Below are 18,586 nucleotides of genomic sequence, written 5' to 3'. Positions count from 1 at the left end.
CAACTTTTTTCTATCTTTAAACCACGATTATTATATTCAAGGCCTAGTATTAAGAAATAAACCTGAATTACTGAAGAAAATCAAATAGAAACAAACACTAAATCTCTTACCATTGAAGACAAAATTATTATTCCTTTCATTCTTGGGCACACTACTAGCCCACGCACAAACCCTTGATTTTAAAAATCTCGTCAATATGTCTGTAGGCAGAGGTGCTGCAACCAGTGTAATCGTAGATGATAATATCTATGTGAGCAACGGATATCAGGACAAAGGTGGTAACTCCAATTATATTGAGAAATATAATATTACGGATAACAAGTGGAGTGTTCTCAATACTGCTCTACTCACCAAAAAATTTGCTAATTCTGAGACTTACGATAATAAAATCTATATTTTTAATGGTTGGGGAAACAGTCATCTTGAAATTGTAGATCTCACAACCAATACCATAACGAAAGGGGCTGTTAATCGTTCCTATACAGGAAATGCAGGTTCTGCGATCCATAATGGCAAAATATATGTATTTGGCGGCAGCGGATTAAACGGGGCCAAAAGCACTGTATTCTCTGATAAATTCCAGTATTATGATATTGCTTCCAATACATGGCATCCATTACCCGACATGCCCACAGCCAGAGAAACAAGGGGCAAAATTGTGAATGATAAGCTTTATGTCATTGGTGGATTTAACGGTACCTCATCCCGCCTGATCAATGTCTACGACCTCAACTCTAATCTCTGGATCAAACAATATACAATGCCTGCTGGTATATCCGGACATTCATTAGCGGTATCCGGTGATAAGATTTTTATTGCAGGAGGCTATAATAATCAAACTTTTCTGGCCTATTTTGATACCACAACCAATAAATTACATCAACTATCATCCAATATGATTCCCAGAAGGCATGCTGTAGCGGAAGTATATAACAATAAACTATACATCATCGGCGGAAGTACAACATCTGCAACCAGCTCAGCTATTAAAAGTATACAGGTGGCAGATATCAGCGAAAGTGTACTTACTGCAAATACAACAAATGATAATAAGGCATTGGAGAAAAAAGTGTATACCAATGCAGCCAAAGATGGCTTTGTAATCAGTAATAAAAATAACAGCAATCAATTTGAATATACTGTTTACTCCACAGATGGCAGCCAGATCAGCAAAGGTTTTGCCTATTATAATAAGACGATAGATTTATCAAGAGTAAAGCGCGGAACTTATATTTTTATGTATAAAGACGAAAAAGGACTTTTGCAGCAGATTAAAATTTTCAGATAGTAATAACAACTTGCAATCCCTGCTACCGTACGATTGTATCATGGCATTAGCTTTTGATTACATCATTAGAATGTTTAATTTATAATACTATATTTCTCATCAATGCAAATATATACATATTATATTGATATAAATCACCTATATATAAGGATTTCCGTAAGGTAAGCTCTGCCGCATGTTTTATTTTTGGCTTTCAATTTTGATTATTAAAAATAAAACAATGAAAAGATTAGTCTTATTATTTACCCTCCTGATTTTTGGAAGTTCATATGCTCAAAACACGCCAATATTTGAAAATGATACCCTCACCACCTCAACAGGCTTCAAGGTATATGAAGGTTTAGACCTGAAAATCGGGACAGGTTCTATGAATGATGGCGATTTTAAGTTTATCAGGACCAATGCCTCTTCCCTATTCAATTATACTTCAACCACAGGATATCAGGGACTGGCCAATCAGGCAAATTCATTTAGAAGAAGTAACTCCGGACTGTCATTCAAAGTAAAAAAAATAATGTCGAGAGGGAATAAAAAAAATGGCTTTGTGTATTATGCTAAAATCGGAAGCGGTCTCATAAATTATGAAATAGATCTTGAAAATGCCATCAGATCAGGTGAGCTGATTGTTCCGGATGAATTTTTACCTAAAGAAAAATCTCAGCGTGTGAATTCGGAAACGAAATATGACAGGCTGAAAAAAATTAAAGAACTAAAAGACTCCGGAGTGCTATCCGAAGAAGAGTTCCAGAAAGAAAAAGATAAAATAATGGCTGAAAAATAGCTTTCATGGATAACCGTTCTGTTTTCAGAGCGGTTTTTATTTTTTGAACTTAATATCTCCCTTCATTATTCAAAGATTTATGGGTAGATTTGTGACATCAATTATGATCCATGAACACTCAAGAAAAGGTAACTATTCTATAGAGTGCAATGAATTTATTTTTTTAAAGAATGAAAACTAAATTTACCATAAAAGCATTTTTACCACTGATACTCTTAATAGTTATTCCCACCTTATTCATAAAAACCGTATTTCTGATCTTTAATGATTCTTATTATGATGGTACTATATTCCCTAAAATTTTTCTTCCCGGAATCCTCATTCTATCTTTTTTAGCCATATTTTTTGGGGAAATTAAACAGAAGTTCATCAGCGTAGAATTTACACCACATGAAATTATTATGAAGCGCTTCATGGGTCTTCAAACAAAATCATATAAAGTTTCTACAATAGAAGGATGGAAATACAGTTATATAAGTACTAGAGGAGGATCTTACGAATATTTATACCTGTATAAAGATGGCCAAAAAGTAGTAAAATTATCTCAGTTTTATCACAAAAACTATGATGAAGTGAAGTATTATGTAAGAACCCTATTCAAAAATTTAGGATATGAAAAATTTTCTTACAAAGATGAGTTTAAAGAAGCTTTCAAATAATAAAAAGCTACTGAGTTTTCTAAATTTTAAAACTGAACATATTTAAGGATGAGATAATGAAAAAAAGTAAATTGTTATTATACCTATAAATTCTACACAAAACCAAAGTTTTGTATATTTAAGAGCTCGCAAAGATATTATAAACAATGCCATGTATAAACATTTCATAATACTTTTTTTAATCATTTCAAGTATTGCAAAATCACAGATTAACATTCAAGAATTGCCAAATGAATGGATAAAAACTAAAATGAGAATGCTTGATGGAAGCAAAGATGTATCAGAACCATTTTTAGAATCAAAGTATCACCGTTGGAAATTCAATGGACAAAAATTATGTACAAGCTCTAATCCAATTACTAGAATTAACGAAAATTGCGTAGAGTATAAAACTGAAAAGAATTTCATTAAGACTTCTGATGAATCCGGCTATGAGATTCTAAAATTAACGCAAGACTCGCTAATCCTAATACAAAGAATTAATAACATCGTTGAGAAAGATAAAGTAAGAAAATATTGGTTTGTAAAATCCTCTATCATTAGAAATAAACTTCTTGATACATTCAAAAAAGATTCTGTTATAATAGCAATCGAATCTTTTTCACCAGTATTTAATGGAAATTTATCCGCAGATATTTCAAAAGAATTTCGTAGTAAGAACAGATTTCCGGCCTTTAATCTGATAGGTAATATTGTTTTTTTTCCTAAAAAAGAAAAACTGGAATTTGAAATTGCTAATACTCGTGAAACACAAGTTATTGAGAATCAAAAAAACATTGATTTCATTAAAGAAACTTTTGGTAAGGCCTATAAAAATTGGAATCTTAATGATTTTAAAATTTTTGATAAAGTCTATTTACCTTTCATAATAAAATGTAATAATGAACAATTTGGTAATGGTTTAAGAGTAACAGGATGCTCAATTTATTATCACATGAACACTGTTGATGATATTAATAAAACTTACAGTATAAGTCTTCAAGATCTCGAATTATCTAATGAAAATTTTCTAAAAGGGCTTAAAGCCATTCAAAATAATAAATATGATAAAGCAATACAATATTTCAATAAATCATACGAAATAGATCATAGAAAGATTGATGCATTATACAATATTGCCAATATTTATTCCTTTCAAAAAGACAATATTAATGAATGTAAATATTTACAGAAATTAAAAGACCTTGAACAAACTGAAGGAATCAATAATTATAACTTAAAATGTTCTGCATTATAAAATCCCACTACGCATAATATAATGACTGAAAAATAGCTTTCATGGATAATCGTTCTGTTTTCAGAGCGGTTTTTATTTTTTTAAATTAATCATATCATCTATGACACCAAATCACGAAAACGGGTAATTGATTCATTAGTTGATCTACAATAACTTTAGGTATTATAATTTTTAAAATTAACTAAAACCAATGGCCATGAAATTCAATTTAATAAAGCTATCAAAAACAAATACAGCCCCTTTTTTAATCGTAAGCTTGCTGTATGTCGTATTGCTTGGATCTCCTTTCATTTATTTTTCAATATTAAAAGGAAATCCACATTCTTCTGTGTCTGCAGAAATTAAAAGCCCTGCCCTTAATGCAGGAAATGCGGATGAAGAAGGATCAGAAATCACGGATGAAGATACAGATGTATCAGATGAGGAGTCTACTTCCCAAACTCCTATTAATATTACAAACTGGGAGACAAATGCGGATTCGAGAGGGTTCATCATGCTTACAAGACTGGCTATATTCAGTTCCATATTAGCCATGGGAGCTCTGGGAGCTGCCGTGAGTTTAATTACAAGAACAAAAAACAATGCTTTACTCACCCATGATGTTACCATTTTTGAAATTGTATCCATTCAAACTGTTGGAGCTATTTTTGCCTTAATCCTTGGATTTATTTTTATGGGAAACCTAATTTCAGGAACCTTGTTTCCTAATCCTATTATTTTCTATCGTATCATATACGTCCCTGCTGCATTTGCCAAACTACTTGTATGGTCTTTTATCGCTGGTTTTTCAGAGCGGCTTGTTCCTCAGCTATTGAATAATCTGATTAATAAATCAAAAACCGATGAGATCAATAATGAAAGTTAAATACTATATAACCCAACCTTAAGCCTCTTTGATTTTTCAAAGGGGTTTTTATTTAGAAAAAACTGATGTAACTTCGGACCACCAATTGATCCAGACAGACAACCTCCAACATTTGTAAAATACTATGAAAAAAACACTTGAATTCCTTACCCAATTAGCAAAAAATAACAACCGCGAATGGTTTACCAAACATAAAACTGAATACGACCTGGTTACTAAAGAAAACAAAGTATTTTTCAATCAGATATATACTGAACTTCAGGAACATGATAATTTAAAAGGGATTCATATTTTCAGGATTTACAGAGATGTTCGTTTTTCCAAAGATCAGACCCCCTATAAAAACAATTTTGGGGTTGGATACTCCCGTTCAAAGCCAATGCTGAGAGGTGGATATTATATTCAACTGGAACCTGGAAATAGTTTTGTTGGTGGTGGATTTTGGGGACCTGAAGCCAAGGATTTACTTCGTATCCGCAAAGAATTTGAAATCAGCACTACGGAAATTGAAAAAATTACTTCTGATAAAACCTTTGTAAAATATTTTGGAGAACTTAAAGGTGAGTCTGTAAAAACAGCTCCACGAGGCTTTGATAAAAACCATCCCGCCATAGACCTCATCAGAAAAAAACAATACATCGTCATGCGGAAATTTACGGATAAAGAAGTTCTTTCTGATCATTTTCAAAAGGAAGTAGTTTTAACCTTACTGGCTATGCGCCCATTCTTTGATTATATGAGTGAAGTTTTGACAACGGATCTTAACGGTGAGCCGTTATTTTAAAATGGGGAGCAATATTATTCAAATTGTTTTATATCAGCCATGAAACTATACCCAATTATTATAATAGTTTGCTTCTTAATGGTTTCCTGCCATAAAAAGGTTAATGACACCGTTGAGCTTGAGAAAAAAATATTTGATGATATTTTCCTCTCAACTGTTGACTCTACGTTGATTGATCTGAGAACTTATACAAAATTTCAATATTCAGAAAAGCAACGGGATTCCATTCAGAAAGATACATTACACCGGGTTGTTGCATTTAATATTTACAATTACAGAGCTTCAGATGATTTTCTGGAAAACATTGATCCAACATATAAATTAGCCAATGATTCTGCCTGGAGTTTTAAATTAGAAAAATACAATTCTTCGAAATACGATTTTAAAAATAGTAATGAACTACCTTTTACAGATAACCTAACTGAATGGAAAAATAAATATCCTAAATTTTCCGGCGGTTTAAGTTTCTCTAAAATTTATTTTGATGAAGCTAAGGAAACCGGAATTTTTGAAGTAAACTATTATTGTAGCACAACATGTGGACTTGGATACTCAGTTTACATCAAAAAAGTAAAAAATAAATGGACCATTTTAAAAGTTAAGAAAACTTGGATCTCATAAAAAATAGTAAAATATTTATCAATAAAAACTAAACATGCAATACCATAAACAATTCTTCTTATTTTTCACCACGCTCCTACTTTTAGCCAATTATACATTTGCGCAGACAAAAAACATCGCAAGGATAGACTCTTTAATGAAATCAGCAAACCAATCCGGAGCTTTTAATGGCAATATTTTAGTATCAAAAAACAATAAAATTATTTACAACGTTTCTTTTGGGTATACAGATGCTACAAAAACGAAAAAACTAACTCCCTACTATAAATTTAATATTGGCTCCATTACCAAAGAGTTTAGTGGTGTAGCATTATTGCAATTACAGGAACAGGGAAAATTGAAAATTGAAGATCCTATTTCCAAATATATTCCGGAATTACCAAAATGGGCCAATGAGGTTTCTCTAAAAGATTTATTGCAATACACGAGTGGCATTCCCAATGTAAATTGGAAAAAAATTAAAAGTAATCAGGATGTTTTCGATGATTTAAAATTAATTGACAAGCTTGATTTTGTTCCGGCAGCTCAATACGATTATAACATGAACAATGTTTTCCTGAGACAATTTATTGTTGAAAAAATCACAGGAATGCCTTACAAAGATTATGTACATAAAAATATTTTCAAGCCATGTAAAATGAATTCGGCTGAAATCACGCCTATTGCTGATGAAAAATTGATTGCAAAAGGATTTAATAGCAAATTAATAGAAGATAAGCCGGATTTTTTAGTGGGTGGAACTTTTTTAACGACAAGTGATTTGCTAAAATTCGTGAATTGCCTTCATTCAAAAAAATTAATCAATGAAAATTCTTTGTTTGAATTGGGACAAAACTTTGATTTGCCGGATACTCAATCCTCTTTGGGAGAGGCTACATTTAAAAACAAAAAATTAGTTGCCCACTCTCATGATGGGAGAGCCGGAAATTATGAAGCTCTTTTGGTTTCTGACCTGAATGAAAATTCTACTATTATTTTGTTGGGAAACAGTTATAATGGAAAATTATTTGAAATTGCTGATGCTATTACAGCCATATTGAAAAAGAGAAACAAATAATAAATACAGATGTTTAAAATCAAAGATAAATTATTTGACATACAGCATGCTTACTTGGATGCTTTTATAAATTCTGATCATCAATTAATTTTTGGATTGCAGATTAAAGCTGTAGGAAAAGATAAAGTTCCTGATAACCAAGATGAAGATCCCGCTGATTTATTTTTTCCGGATGATGAATTATTTTTTAATTCAGAGATATTATTAAAAATTAACCCCAATGAAATAGAAAACTGGAAGGATATTGCCGGAAGAAAAATTGAATGGCAAAATTATCCGGAAGATGAACAGGAACCACATGCGTTATTTTATGTTTATGAACACAATGCAGTCTATAACGCAAAGATTGAATTTAAAAAATCAGGCGAGAAAATAATAGTAAATATCCAAGCTCTTTGTGATATTAATGCTGGAGAAGTATTTTCCGATAATTTACCTTTAGAAGTTGAAACTGAAGTCGACTTTTACGGAATACTTTGTGGCAAAGGTACTACCGAAGAACAATGCAGAATTAAAATAGCTCCTTACCTAAACGGAGATACTTTACAATATGCACGGAATAAGTACGGAGTATCTGTTATGGTTCCACATCATACAAATATGGAAACCAATATGCTCCTATTAGGAGACTATTAATTTTGTTGCACTAGCATAATTTAAAGTGGTATATTTAATCAATACTCATAATCATACAGAATATGGCTCTCAGACGTAAATTCATCGTTATTCTCTCTTTCGTTAGTCAGTTGTTTTTCTCACAGAATAGCAAGAAATATATTGACTCCGTGAGACAGGCATTTCACATTCCTGAGGTAAGCTATGCCGTTATCAATGAAAAAGACATAAAAAGTATAGGCAGCCTTGGTCTTCATGCTGTAAATCTTAAAGATTCGGCTAGTTTGAATGACCGATTCCATATAGGATCCAATACAAAGGCAATGACTGCTTATATGATTGCAAAATATGTAGAAAAAGGAAAAATCAAATGGAGCACAAAATTTTTTGATCTTTTCCCGGAATGGAAAAAGACTTCCCAAAAAGAATATTACAACATTACATTAGAAGAACTCCTTTCCCACCGTGCATTAATTCAGCCTTTCCAGGGAGAAAATGATCCGCAGATTCCTAAGTTTAAAGGAGATCAAGCCTTAAAAAGAAAACAATTTGGAAGATTTGTTCTCACCTTAGTTCCGGCAAACCCAGGTACTGACCATGCCTATGTTTACTCGAATGCAGGTTATACATTAGCTGCTTTAATGATAGAAAAAGTGACTAAAAAAACATGGGAACAATTAATAGATAAGGTTTTTAATGCTGATCTGAATTTAAATATTAAGTTTTCATGGCCCGAAAATCAGAAAGCAAAAGACACCTGGGGACATTCTTTTGAAAATGGACAGCTTGTTCCTGTTCCTTCCACAACAGACTATCACCTTGATTATACTGAACCTGCGGGAGACCTTAATATCAAACTTCCAGATTATATAAAATTCATTCAGATGAATCTGAAAGGATTGAAAGGTGAAAATAACTATTTAAAGGCTTCTACCTATCAGTATATACATGATCATTTTCCACAGTATTCTATGGGCTGGTACAATATATCTGAAAACAACATACAATGGTCTAATCATTCGGGAACTGCCGGAACTTACTATACTTTGGTTCATATTGATAAAACAAATGGTATTGCTTACATTATTTTTACAAATTCTTTCAATGAAGAAACTACTAATGGCGTAAGACTGATAATGCGTTATCTAAAAAAACAATTAAATAGACATGAATAATAAAAACTATGCTACTGAAACAGATCAGAATGAATCTCCAAATAGCAGGCAGGTTACACAACCGGTAATGATTGATAAACTAGCCTGGATCGAATTAAAAAATAAATCTATTCTCTCCACCAAAAGCTACGGAAAAGACAAGTATTATATTCCCGGTGGGAAAAGAGAACCCGGTGAAACAGACGAACAAGCTTTGATCCGCGAAATCCGTGAAGAATTAAGCGTTATAATTGACCCTAAAACACTTCATTATTTCGGAACTTTTGAGGCTCAGGCTCACGGACATACAGAAGGTATCCTTGTAAAAATGACCTGTTATTCAGGAGAATATTCCGGATCACTAAAAACCAACGCTGAAATTGAAGAAATGAAATGGCTTCATTATTCAGACAAAGATAAAATATCAGAAGTGGATCAGTTAATTTTTGATTATTTGCACCAAAATAATTTATTGGATTAATATTATTCTTAGCCCGATTATGGATAGAATATCCGTCTAATTATCTAATTTTGAAGACTACGGCATCCCATTATGATTGATTTAAATCACGTTCAGAAACTCATTGAAAAAGAAATAAGTATTATTTTGAAATTTGTGAGGATTAGAATCTATTTGAAAAAAAATCGATGTAAATTTTAAAAAAAACATACACTACAACAAAACCATGAAACAAAATTTTTTCGCACTATTTTTTTTATTGTCCTTTTGGGCGTTCGGGCAGAAAGTCAATTTCAATATTAAATATTCTGAGCAGTTGGCCGTTTTTGTTTTTGTACAAAACCTTTCTGATCATTATCCGGAAAATGTTTTTAAGACAGCATTCACTCAATCAAAGTATCATACCCAAAAGTATAAGGACCTTATTGTAAAGTTCGAACGGCTTCCTATTGATTACAGTTATTCATTTGATGAATACCCTTATGGCTCAAAAATACCAATGCAGTCCAGGGACATTTTGAAAAAAAATCTTATTGAAACAAATAATTTAAATGATTTTAAGCTCCGTTCCATCGGAATTCTTCCTAATGCTACTCTGCAGAGTCTCTCTGAAATCATTACAATATTTACCCCCATTTACAATGAACTTATTTATGTTCCGAACAAAGCCCAGTTTGAGCCACAGCTAAAGGAAATCAGCAGATATGCCAGTGAAAAAAACATGGAACATTATTTCCAGACAGGTTTATTGTTTTATAATACCCATTGGGATGCTTCTATTCCTTTTGAAATAGCCATGTACCCTTTACCTAATGCAATGGGATTCACAGCACAGGCCTTTTATAATAACTTTATAAGTGCCGTTCAAACCAATTTAAAAGACTATACAGGTTTTTTCAGTGTGATGCTGCATGAAACGTATCACATTCTTAATGACGAACAGTCTCTTGCAGTGAAAAAAGAGATTGCAAAGAACTTTAAAGATAATCCGTCAAAATACAGCAACTATGCCTATCAATTAATGAATGAAGCGCTGGCAACCGCTCTTGGAAACGGATACGTCTATGAAAGCCTTAATGGAAAAACGGACACCAATGATTGGTATTACAGCCAATACATTAATCTGATGGCCAGAAAAATATATCTGACAGTAAAGGAATATATCGCTCAAAAAAAACCTATTGATAAGAATTTTATTGATACCTATATCAAGATTTATGAGGAAAATTTCCCTGGATGGATCAATGAGCTTGACCATATTATGACCTACAGATATATCCTGTCTGAGAATAAAAAAGATTTTAATAAGATAGGCCAAATGTATCCTATGCGTTCAAGTGAGGAATCTGAAACACCCATTACCATGCTCAGTCTTGAAAAAATGAAGAAGACCCCATTAACGAAAATAATCATTATCTCTAAAGATCATAACGAAAAACTTAATCTTGTTAAAAGCCAGTTCAAGGAATTGAGCCAATGGCACTTTAATCCGGACCAAGAATTTAAGTACAAGGTTCTTTTGGATGACAAAAGCCAGCTTTTGATCATCAATCAACAAAAATCGGCCCTGGAGACTTTTTTTGCAAATTCTAAATAAAAAGCAAAAACATGAACATCCATAAACAGATCAGCGAATATATTACAACACAATCTGAACCCAAACGTTCCGATATGCAGGAACTTCATCATCTCATACTGGAACTTATGCCTGAGGGTAAGTTATGGTTTTTGGATGGAAAAAATGATGATGGTAAAACAGTTTCCAATCCCAATATAGGTTACGGATCTCATAGTATGCAATATGCTGATGGAAAAACCAAAGAATTCTACCGGATCGGAATGAGCGCCAATACCACCGGAATATCTGTTTATATTATGGGAATCGATGATAAAACTTATTTAAGCAGAACCTTTGGAAAAGAAATAGGGAAAGCCAGCGTAACCGGATATTGTATTAAATTTAAAGCTTTGAAAGATATCAATATTGAAATCCTTAAAGCGGCTATACAATCTGGCTACAGCCAAAAATTTTAATTTTACTGCAATTTTCATTAACATAAACCATGGAATCTTCAAATAGAATAGCTAATAAACTTACCTTATTTTTCATTTTAGGAATATTAACTCTTCTTATCGGATTGTTTTTCTCCTATACAGCGTTGACCAGTGTTTCTGCAGCAGATGGTCTGGCAGGAATGTATATATTATTAGGATTAATTCCGGTTGTTCTCATCATCATTATAGACAGGATTTGTGTCTGGAAATTTGGTTCCAAAAAAGTGAATAAAATACAGTTCTATATCGCAGGAATATTTGCCTTACTTTTTATCCTGAACTGGATAAGGCTGCAAGCTCAACAATAAACAGATTAAAAAAATGAATAGTAAACATGAAAAAAATATTTAAAATTATAGGAATCACTCTTGGAATCCTTGTATTATTTCTCATAGCCAGCAATTTTATACAGATCAATGAAAGAGAAAACCTTCTTTATAAAATCCAGCAGTATGTAACGTATCATGAAGAAGACTGGAAAAATTATGAAACCAATCAGAAATACCTGGCAGAAAGTCCTACACAGGTCTCTACTACGGTGGTTGCTGAATCCGTAAAAGATTTACACCCTTATAATCTTGATCTTTTAACAGAAAGTGCTAAAGAAGAAGAGTTAAAAAAGATTGAGAATGCTCATTTTGAAAAATTGGTACCCGCGAAAAAAAGCCCGGATGATGAAGATGCCCAGATTGCTCTGATTAAATTAACAGACAGACGTTTGACAGATGTTATCATCAATCAAAAACTAAATATCAAAATCGGTAAATGCTATGAAAATCCTGATAAGGGTGAGAACTACAGCTGTGTAAGCTGTATGATCCTGCTATACAACAGAGAGAAAAAAATTGGCAGGAAGCCCCGGATGGCGAGAACTTTCTTGCCAACTCTTATGATTTTTATCAGGCAGCTGAGGGCGGAGAATGGCAAGCTAAAGATTTATCCATGTTCATCCCTTATGATAATGCTCTTTTTAAAAAATATGAAAAGAAGTAAACTATACCCGTTTCATTATTCTTACACTAAAAAAATTAAGACCATTCTACTCCACAGAATGGTTTTTTGCTTTCATTCCATATTTTTTTGTAGTTTTCCCTTACTAAAAAACGACAGCCATGAAATACTACAAATTTGAAACATTAGTCTATCATTCAAAAACACTCTTTAATTCTGAATCTATCATAGTTTCCAACAGTTTGACACACTTTATTCATTAACCTATATTTTATACAGAATGTCCAGAGAACGGGTTATCAGTACTTTAAAAAAATATTTTACAGATTTTGTATTAATATTTATCAGTGTTATTCTCGCATTTATTTTAACAGAATGGAGTGCTAACCAAGGGGAAAAGGTTTCTCAGTCAAAAATACTTACAGAGATCCATAATGGGCTACAATCTGATACCAAAGATTTTAAAGCCAATAGGGATAATCACAAAATAAGTATTCGGGGAGTTCAGGTTTTTAGAAACTGGACATCGGGAAAACCCGTTCCACAAGATTCCATTGCATTGTATTATTATGCCCTCTTCAGAAACTACACGCCTATCATCAACAAAACGGGGTATGAATCCTTAAAAGCCAACAATTTAAAAACAATAACGAATGATTCGCTTCGGTTTGGTATTATTTCTCTTTATGATTACCATTATCAGATCATAGAAAAACTTGAAAACTCCAATTCGGAGATGCAGGATTTTACTAATTATTTTAAAGCGACCAATGATATTATTCATCCCTATTTAATTTTTGACGAAAAAGGCAATACGAAAGGGCTGCAGCTAACCCATAAACTTTCTGAAAATCAAAAAAAAGAACTGATGAGCTACTTTTGGAGAATGGAACTCAATAAGAAGTTCAAAGTGATGCGATATAATGAAGTTATTAAAAAACAAAATGAACTTCAGAAATCTATAAGTGAAGAATTGAAAAAGGATTAATAATGTACATTCATCATACATTTGAACTAGATAAACATTATTTTTAAGTTCTTATTTTTCAGGTCCAATTTTATATAATTTCACAGCAATATACAATCCCATGAGAACCTTTGTAATCGGAGACATTCACGGATGCTATGATGAGCTTATCGCTCTGACAAAATCCATTAACTTAAAAGATGAAGACCTTCTTGTTTCTTTAGGAGATATTGTAGACAGAGGTAATAAATCTAAAGAGGTATACGAATATTTTAAAAATCGTCCGAATTCAATTGTCCTGATGGGAAACCATGAGAGAAAGCATCTGAATGGAATTTTAAGCTATGCCCAGGAGATTGTAAAAGTACAGTTCGGAGAACAATATGCTGAATTTATTGATTGGCTAAAAACTCTAAACTACTATCACGAAACCGATGATGCCCTTATCATTCATGCCTTTTTTGAACATGATAAAAAAATACAGGAACAAAAAGAAGAAGTTCTCTCTGGTTCCACGTCCGGAGATCGGTATCTAGAGAAAAAATATGCTGAAAACACCTATTGGAATGAATATTATAGAGGCAAGAAACCTATTATTTATGGACATCATGTGGTAGGAGATCATCCCAAAATAATAAACAATACCTATGGAATAGATACAGGAAGCTGTCATGGAAATTATTTAACCGCTATTGAACTCCCGTTATTTCAAATCCATCAGGTAAAAGCACAGAAAGATTATTGGATTGAAGAACAGAAAAAATGGCAGATTCCGGTTCTAAAAAATAAAAACTGGAACGAAATGACCTTCATCGAAATTGATAAACAGCTTACAAAACTGGCTTATATTGAAGATGAAGAAATTATCCGCTTTCTCAATGATTTACGTGAATGGAAAAATCAATTACAAAAGTCATTGAAAAATATCAAAGAAATGATTGATACTATTACTGAATCTATTATGAAATATTCTCCTGATGCATTCAATGTTGAAGCAAAGAAATATTCCTTTAACCGATATATGTATAAAAGCAGATCCAACCGTTTAGAAGTAAAAGATCTGGAAAAATATATTGATACCCCACAAAAGATTTTGGATTTGCAAATAGAGCTTAAAAATATTAAATAAATCATTGGATTTATACATCATGAAATATACATTCCTTCTCTTATCTCTTTTTCTTCCATTACACGTTTTTGCCTGTAAATGTGCTGCTGAACCTAACATAAAAGATTCATTTGAAAATGCTTCTCTTGTTTTTATAGGAGAAATTTATGATGTTTCAGAAGTTCCTAATGGCTTCAAAACATCTCAAAATACGATGAGTAAGGTAAAAATTAATACAATCTATAAGGCAGATCAATTTGAGGATTTTTATAATAAAAATGCAACACTTTTTCATTCTCCACTCCGCTCATGTGATATTTTGTATGCAGAAAAAGGAAAATATCTGATATTTGCCCACATTGATCAAGATACCGGGCTCCTATATTCCGAACATTGCTTCGTACAAAAAAGGCTGGATCAGGTCACCCAGGAAGAATTAAAAGAATTGCACAAACTGAACAATGATTACCTGACTCAATTAAAAACTCCGAATACACCAACAATAACTGCTGACCTTATTGATGAAGATATTAATGTATCTGAAAATATGATAGGAAAGCATATGAAAGAACTTTCCGATATCCGCAGTGAAAATAAAACACTAAAAAAGATAGCCGTTTTTTTTCTCATTGTTATTCTCATACTTTTAATTATAGTTTTGTTGCTGCGTAAAAGAATAAGTTTACTAAAAATTGAAATAAAAAACTGATAATTCATTATCCGATGCTTACAAAACATAAATATCTTTTATTTCCCCTTCTACTCCTTCTTTTCATCTCCTGTAAAGAAAAAATACAGGATGAAACCAACTTTGTTATGTATCAGGTAAATCCTAAAAGACAGGAGGTAAAATTATACTGGAAGAACAGTCAGAATGAAATTCTGAAAAGCATTCGTAACCTTAAATATGAAACAGAATCAGGGAATAAAAAATTACTTTTCGCGATGAACGGCGGAATGTTTGAAGCAGATAATACCCCCAAAGGATTGTATATTGAAAACTTCAAAATCCTTAAACCTATTGACACATTGCAGGGATCCGGAAACTTTTATCTTCAGCCTAATGGAATATTTTATTTAACCCAAAACAATCAACCTGGAATTTCTGAAACTAAAAAATATAAACAAAATCCTTCCATCAAATTTGCGACTCAGTCTGGGCCGATGTTATTGATAGATGGAAAGATCAATAACATCTTTCAAAAAGATTCTAAAAATCTGAATATCAGAAACGGTGTTGGTGTTCTGGACAATGGAGAAATTATTTTTGCCATGTCTAAAAAAGAAGTAAACTTCTATAGTCTAGCTCAGCTTTTTAAAGAAATGGGCTGTAAAAAAGCGTTGTATCTTGACGGTTTTGTTTCCAGGACTTATCTTCCTGAGAAAAGCTGGATTCAGACTGATGGTAACTTCGGAGTGATAATAGGAGTTACAGAATCTAAATAAAACACTTATTTATTAGCTTTTCAAAAACCTAAAAATAGACTATCTTTCATTGTTTTTGAAAAATATCAAAGCATTTACTATTACTATGAAAAAAATTATTCTGGATTTAGCAACCACTTTGGACGGATTTATTGAGGGGCCTAATGGAGAAATCGATTGGTGCATTATGGATGATGATATGAATTTTGAGGGTTTTATATCCGGAATCGATACTATTTTCTATGGGAGAGTAAGCTATGATGCATGGGGAAATTATCAGCCTGATGAAAGCGCTGCACCGGAAGAAATAGAATTCTGGAAAACCATTCATGCAAAGGATAAGTTTGTCTTCTCCAGCCAAAAACGGGAAGATGAGAAAGCCACATTTATTCACTCTGATCTTGTAGAAAAGGTTTCAGAGATCAAAAAACAGGGCGGAAAAGATATCTGGCTCTATGGTGGGGCAAGTCTTATTAAAACCTTTATTCAAAATAACCTGATTGACGTTTACAGAATATCTGTACATCCTGTCGCTTTAGGAAACGGTAAACCACTTTTTGAAGATTTAAAAGAAAGGGTAAATTTAAAACTTGTTAAAACGAATGTCTTTAAATCCGGTGTGGTACAACTTATTTATCAGCCATAATCTGCAAAGCAAGATAATATTCCTTTCAGAAAGCATCTGCCATGCTGTAAAATTAAAGTAAGAACATTAACAAAACTATCTGAATAACAACACAGTGAAGTTCAATATACTTCTGTTTTTGAGTTCGTTTTTTTATTACCTTAGTTGATCATTCTTATTCCTCTTTGATCAATTATTCATCTATTAAACAATCTGGAAAATATGAAATATTACAGTATCTTTCTTCTGCTCTTTTTAATCAGCCAATGGATACCGGCTCAAACAAAACAGGATACGTTGAGCATCAAACAGGCGGTTCTTGATTATATAGAATCCCAGCACTCACTTTCTCCCAGCAGAATGGAGCGTGCTCTTCATCCCCGTATGGTAAAACGTACCTTTTGGAAAGATAAAGCTACAGGCAAAGAATATCTCAGAGAGACCAATACAGAATCTATGATTTTACTGGCTGAAAGTTATAATAAAAAAGGGGATAAATTTCCGGCATCTCCCCAAAAAGAAATTAAACTGCTTGATATTTCCGACAAAACAGCCTCTGTAAAATTAATTGCAGATGAATGGATAGATTATATGCATCTTGCTAAATTAAACGGATCATGGAAAATTGTTAATGTTCTCTGGCAGTACCATGACAGTAAACGCCATGAATAATTGTGGGATTATCTGTTGCTTTAAATAAATTCTAACCATGAATATAAAATTAGACTCCATTATCCTGTATGTACAGAATATCGCATTACTCAAAAACTTTTATGTTGATAATTTTAATTTAAAAGTAATTGAAGAAGATTCCATTTGGGTTTTGATGAATGCCGGCACAGTCAATATCGGACTTCATAAAATCGGAGATCAATACCTGGAGAAAATGGAGACAGGATATCAATTCGATAACAATACTAAACTAGTTTTTGAAGTAGATACAGATATTGAATCAGCAAGAAATGAATTGCTATCGAAAAAAGTTGAGATGAGAGCCATTAAAACTTTTGAAAACTATGATTTCTGGTTATGTGACGGCACAGATCCTGAAGGAAATGTATTTCAGCTAAAATGCAAAAAATAACCTGCTAATTTATATTGAATACCATGAACATAAAGAAAATACTTGGATTTGCATGTTTACTCGCTGCTCAGTTTGTATTGGGCCAAAATATTTCCGTCATTGAAAAACAGCTAAACGAATCCTTTCAAAAAATTAATTATTGGTCTTCCGAAGGCAGAGATCATCAAAGTTCTTATGATTCTTTAGCGGCCGCCAATACAAACTTTGAAAAATTATTAGTCCGGTATACCTCTTCCCAACCTCAAACCATCAGCCATGATTTCAAATCTCTGGAAAAAAATGGACTTATTGTAACAACTTCAGAAGATGGTAAATTCCGGATCTATTCTTGGGATACGTGGACAGGAGGAACTATGCATTTTTTCAGGAATGTATTTCAGCATGAAGCTGGTAAAAAAGTATATTCTAAAGCCGTAGAAATCCAAGGTGAGGGTGATCCCGGATATTATTATTATCAGATCAATGATATTATTTCAGAAAACAAAAAATATTATCTTACTCAAAGTAAAGCGATACTAAGCTCCGGAATGAGCTATCATAATATCAAAGCTTTTTCCATTGATAATGAACAATTGAATGATAAAGCCCAGTTCATCAAAACCCAAAGCGGAATAAAAAATCAGCTGGGTTATGAAGTTGATCTCACAGCTTCTGCCAACAGACAATATGAAGGCCGGGATTACGAGATTGAGTATGACACTAAAAATAAAATCATCAGCATTCCCTTAATACAGGCAGATTCTAAAGTTACCTCTAAGAAAATAAGGTATCAGTTTAAGGGAAAGTATTTTGAGAAAATATAACAACTTTTTAGCTGTAATTAATATTTTCTTTATTTACATCAATTCTT

General features: G+C 32.5%; 23 protein-coding genes. All 23 read left to right on the top strand.

Features of this window, described 5'->3' with window-relative positions:
- Positions 1–112 precede the first annotated feature (112 nt).
- On the top strand, positions 113–1,288 hold the full coding sequence (locus H5J24_RS01560) for a T9SS C-terminal target domain-containing protein (protein WP_141395731.1): 1,176 nt from the start codon (positions 113–115) through the stop codon (positions 1,286–1,288).
- A gap of 220 nt (positions 1,289–1,508) precedes the next feature.
- Positions 1,509–2,069 (top strand): SHOCT domain-containing protein, encoded by a 561-nt coding sequence (locus H5J24_RS01555; RefSeq protein ID WP_167387036.1) that lies wholly within the window; start codon positions 1,509–1,511, stop codon positions 2,067–2,069.
- Between the two features lie 170 nt (positions 2,070–2,239).
- The gene (locus H5J24_RS01550) at positions 2,240–2,728 is read left to right on the top strand and encodes a hypothetical protein (protein ID WP_068944700.1); all 489 of its coding nucleotides are present in this window, start codon (positions 2,240–2,242) and stop codon (positions 2,726–2,728) included.
- Positions 2,729–2,879: 151 nt separating this feature from the next.
- The gene (locus H5J24_RS01545; protein WP_068944701.1) at positions 2,880–3,965 is read left to right on the top strand and encodes a tetratricopeptide repeat protein; all 1,086 of its coding nucleotides are present in this window, start codon (positions 2,880–2,882) and stop codon (positions 3,963–3,965) included.
- 196 nt (positions 3,966–4,161) lie between these two features.
- Positions 4,162–4,830 (top strand): hypothetical protein, encoded by a 669-nt coding sequence (locus H5J24_RS01540; RefSeq protein WP_141395732.1) that lies wholly within the window; start codon positions 4,162–4,164, stop codon positions 4,828–4,830.
- A gap of 124 nt (positions 4,831–4,954) precedes the next feature.
- The gene (locus tag H5J24_RS01535; RefSeq protein ID WP_068944703.1) at positions 4,955–5,614 is read left to right on the top strand and encodes a DUF2461 domain-containing protein; all 660 of its coding nucleotides are present in this window, start codon (positions 4,955–4,957) and stop codon (positions 5,612–5,614) included.
- A 39-nt stretch (positions 5,615–5,653) separates the two neighbouring features.
- Entirely contained in the window at positions 5,654–6,235 is a 582-nt protein-coding gene (locus H5J24_RS01530) for a hypothetical protein (protein ID WP_141395733.1), read from the top strand.
- A 34-nt stretch (positions 6,236–6,269) separates the two neighbouring features.
- Complete coding sequence (locus H5J24_RS01525; protein WP_068944705.1) at positions 6,270–7,292, top strand: serine hydrolase domain-containing protein; 1,023 nt, start codon at positions 6,270–6,272, stop codon at positions 7,290–7,292.
- A gap of 9 nt (positions 7,293–7,301) precedes the next feature.
- Positions 7,302–7,928, top strand: coding sequence for a hypothetical protein (locus H5J24_RS01520; RefSeq protein WP_068944706.1), 627 nt, complete (start codon positions 7,302–7,304; stop codon positions 7,926–7,928).
- A gap of 62 nt (positions 7,929–7,990) precedes the next feature.
- Complete coding sequence (locus H5J24_RS01515) at positions 7,991–9,082, top strand: serine hydrolase domain-containing protein (protein WP_068944707.1); 1,092 nt, start codon at positions 7,991–7,993, stop codon at positions 9,080–9,082.
- 67 nt (positions 9,083–9,149) lie between these two features.
- Complete coding sequence (locus H5J24_RS01510; protein WP_068945205.1) at positions 9,150–9,542, top strand: NUDIX hydrolase; 393 nt, start codon at positions 9,150–9,152, stop codon at positions 9,540–9,542.
- Between the two features lie 205 nt (positions 9,543–9,747).
- Positions 9,748–11,118 (top strand): hypothetical protein, encoded by a 1,371-nt coding sequence (locus H5J24_RS01505; RefSeq protein WP_068944708.1) that lies wholly within the window; start codon positions 9,748–9,750, stop codon positions 11,116–11,118.
- Between the two features lie 11 nt (positions 11,119–11,129).
- Positions 11,130–11,555, top strand: a complete 426-nt coding sequence (locus H5J24_RS01500; RefSeq protein ID WP_068944709.1) for a DUF1801 domain-containing protein — start codon at positions 11,130–11,132, stop codon at positions 11,553–11,555.
- Positions 11,556–11,584: 29 nt separating this feature from the next.
- A complete protein-coding gene (locus H5J24_RS01495) occupies positions 11,585–11,884 on the top strand; it encodes a hypothetical protein (RefSeq protein WP_068944710.1) in 300 nt (99 codons plus the stop codon).
- Positions 11,885–11,910: 26 nt separating this feature from the next.
- Positions 11,911–12,708 (top strand): hypothetical protein, encoded by a 798-nt coding sequence (locus H5J24_RS01490; RefSeq protein WP_232815985.1) that lies wholly within the window; start codon positions 11,911–11,913, stop codon positions 12,706–12,708.
- Positions 12,709–12,807: 99 nt separating this feature from the next.
- On the top strand, positions 12,808–13,515 hold the full coding sequence (locus tag H5J24_RS01485) for a hypothetical protein (protein WP_068944712.1): 708 nt from the start codon (positions 12,808–12,810) through the stop codon (positions 13,513–13,515).
- Between the two features lie 100 nt (positions 13,516–13,615).
- Positions 13,616–14,623: a metallophosphoesterase gene (locus tag H5J24_RS01480; protein WP_068944713.1), complete on the top strand. Its 1,008-nt coding sequence runs from the start codon at positions 13,616–13,618 to the stop codon at positions 14,621–14,623.
- 19 nt (positions 14,624–14,642) lie between these two features.
- The gene (locus H5J24_RS01475; protein WP_068944714.1) at positions 14,643–15,311 is read left to right on the top strand and encodes a hypothetical protein; all 669 of its coding nucleotides are present in this window, start codon (positions 14,643–14,645) and stop codon (positions 15,309–15,311) included.
- 107 nt (positions 15,312–15,418) lie between these two features.
- The gene (locus H5J24_RS01470) at positions 15,419–16,048 is read left to right on the top strand and encodes a phosphodiester glycosidase family protein (RefSeq protein WP_232815984.1); all 630 of its coding nucleotides are present in this window, start codon (positions 15,419–15,421) and stop codon (positions 16,046–16,048) included.
- A gap of 85 nt (positions 16,049–16,133) precedes the next feature.
- Positions 16,134–16,673, top strand: a complete 540-nt coding sequence (locus tag H5J24_RS01465) for a dihydrofolate reductase family protein (RefSeq protein ID WP_096788333.1) — start codon at positions 16,134–16,136, stop codon at positions 16,671–16,673.
- Between the two features lie 201 nt (positions 16,674–16,874).
- The gene (locus tag H5J24_RS01460) at positions 16,875–17,324 is read left to right on the top strand and encodes a nuclear transport factor 2 family protein (protein WP_068944716.1); all 450 of its coding nucleotides are present in this window, start codon (positions 16,875–16,877) and stop codon (positions 17,322–17,324) included.
- Positions 17,325–17,361: 37 nt separating this feature from the next.
- Positions 17,362–17,736 carry a VOC family protein gene (locus tag H5J24_RS01455; RefSeq protein ID WP_068944717.1) on the top strand — a complete coding sequence of 125 codons (375 nt, stop codon included), beginning with the start codon at positions 17,362–17,364 and terminating at the stop codon, positions 17,734–17,736.
- Positions 17,737–17,759: 23 nt separating this feature from the next.
- The gene (locus H5J24_RS01450; protein WP_068944718.1) at positions 17,760–18,539 is read left to right on the top strand and encodes a helix-turn-helix domain-containing protein; all 780 of its coding nucleotides are present in this window, start codon (positions 17,760–17,762) and stop codon (positions 18,537–18,539) included.
- Positions 18,540–18,586: the final 47 nt, after the last annotated feature.

The organism is Chryseobacterium capnotolerans, from assembly GCF_021278965.1.
Classification (GTDB): domain Bacteria; phylum Bacteroidota; class Bacteroidia; order Flavobacteriales; family Weeksellaceae; genus Chryseobacterium; species Chryseobacterium capnotolerans.
Note: the sequence above shows the minus strand (reverse complement) of the source record. Positions and strands in the feature narration are given on the sequence as shown.